Here is a 2279-nt window from a genome sequence, read left to right as displayed (position 1 = left end):
ATCGTCGCTAGCAGCGCCGCCGCCCTCGTCAGTGAGCGGACTTATAGAGGACACCCAACGACATAGTCAACAGTGCCCAACAAAGAAAATACAAAAATGTCGTAAGTAACTGGTTTTGTTCGGTGATTTTGGATCGTTCCAAATTTGGATCATTTGGACGTCAAAAATGACCTCAACGAACACCAGACTTATCGCGGGGAGTTTTCATGTGTCATTCTCGCTGAAGTTTGTTCCACGAATTTAAAATCTCTTACTTAGGCCAGCTTTAGCACCTGCTGCTTTTTCTCCGTCGCCATCGACATTAAAGAGAAGTGAGAAATCGAGGTTCCATTGCTCCGGCGTTTCCATACTCAGTCCTGCTGATAACGTTCCGAATGCGCCCGAGCCGTCTAGACCCGAGAAACCACCCGTGGCGCCGAGTTTGGGTACGAGTTTGGAACCGCTTTCCAAGGTAAACTGCCGTGCGATCTCTGCTCCGAAGCTGACGCGGAACTGCTCCGTAGTGAACCCGTCAAGGGTCAGCGCATCGTCCTGCTCGTTATCGACGGTGTAAGCATCCACGGTTTCTGAAAGGTAGAGTGCTCGCAGTTTCGGTGTCAGCACTGTCACTTCATCAAGATACCACTGGCCCTTGAGTGCAGTATCAACCATCCAGCGGCTCGTCTCGAATGTTCCATCCCAAAACGCCGTATCGATGTCGTTTGTCGAACCGCCATAAAGCAAGCTTGTATCCCAAAAGACGCCCTTACCGACTTCGAACGAGGCATAGGGGCCAGCAAACCAACCGTTACCGGTCAGCTCTGCGTCCTGGTCTGTTGGATCTGTCATTCGGTCGTAATGAACGGAGAGACCGATTAGAGCCTTGTCCGATAACAGGTAGTCTGCGCCAGCGGAAACCATCGCAAAACTGCCCCATCGATTGTCGTTTTGACTGCGGTTGTGAAGCAGAAAGGTGCCATCAATCCAGATGTTGAAAGGTATAAGCTGGCCGTCCGTGGCGACACCGTCCGCACCATCACGAGACGCCTCCAACTGGGCCAGACTTGTGGAGAAGCCCAGCGTCACACCTTTCCCGGAAGGGCGAAAACTTGTGGTCACGGGGACTGTGGAACCCTCCATTTTGCGTCTTTCCATTAGACCAGGCACAGAGATGCTGGACGCAATCAAATTTTGACGGGTCTTGACGAAACCGTTTACGAGACTGTCAATTTCGGTGGCAACGTCAGCTGGATCATATCCGAGTGAGTAGGTTACCGTTCCCTTACTACTACCAATACCACTGGTCAGGCTGAAGGTTATGACTACAGTCCCTGAATAGCCGGACGCAGGTGTGAACTTGAGATACCAGCCAACGGGCGAGATCGGCCCCACCTGGGCATAATCGCCCATCGTGATCGTCGCAGTTCCAGCATTTGACGGCTCGACCGAAACCAAGTTGGCGCTGTCGAATGGTCCTCCCGTTGCGCTCATATCAAGTCTGGCGTCAGGCGGTGAAGAGCCGTCTGGCACAACGATGGCTTGGTTCTGAACCCTAACGGTCCTTTCTTCCAGCTCCAACACGTAGGCGGCCAATGCGGTAGAATTGTTCGCATCCGCAACTTCGATCGTGAAGTTGTATTGGCCGTCAGTATTGTCATCAGCCGTGCCAGACAATTCGCCAGAAAAGGAAAGTGTCAGTCCGCCTGGGAGGGCACCAGAAGCCAATCTGTAGCGGAGTGGTGCGATGCCACCTGTGGCCGTTACCTGCTGACCATACTTTTCCCCTGCCATTCCGTTTGGTAGGGCGCCAGCAGACGGAGAGAAACTGAAGCTCACGGCTGTTATTGTGATGGTGACCGTTGCTGGTGCGGAGGTGCCAGCGGGGTTTGTGGCGGTGTAGGTGAAGCTGTCGGAGCCCGAATAGCCTGTGTTCGGGGTGTAACTGATCAAGGTGCCGGAGGCTGTGGCCGTACCTTTCGTCGCTTGCGTATCAATTGCCACCGAGGCTGCTGCCCCTCCCGAGATAGCAATCGCGACTGCATTGTTCGAACTGTTTGCTGCAACCGTCTTAGACACGGCACCGGCAATCGGAAGCTGCTCGCTGATAGCAAGTGTATAACTCACGGAGCCGGACACACCGTTGACATCGGTGATATCAATCGTGAAGCTGGCGCTCCCCGTCGATGTCGGTGTGCCCGAGATTTCGCCAGTGGCTGCATCAACAGCCAAACCTGCGGGAAGCGCATCTCCGCTGGCGAGCACAAATGTGTAGGGAGCCATTCCATTCGATACGGCAATTG

Annotated in this window: 1 protein-coding gene; it reads right to left on the bottom strand. The window is 53.9% G+C overall.

From position 1 onward, the window contains the following. Positions 1–240: 240 nt before the first annotated feature. The coding region (locus tag ATO67_RS22115; protein ID WP_158667395.1) for a putative Ig domain-containing protein at positions 241–2279 on the bottom strand (2039 nt) is incomplete at its 5' end.

Origin of the sequence: Agrobacterium bohemicum (genome assembly GCF_001562555.1) — a bacterium.
Taxonomy (GTDB): domain Bacteria; phylum Pseudomonadota; class Alphaproteobacteria; order Rhizobiales; family Rhizobiaceae; genus Agrobacterium; species Agrobacterium bohemicum.
This window is presented reverse-complemented; position numbering and strand designations above follow the sequence as displayed.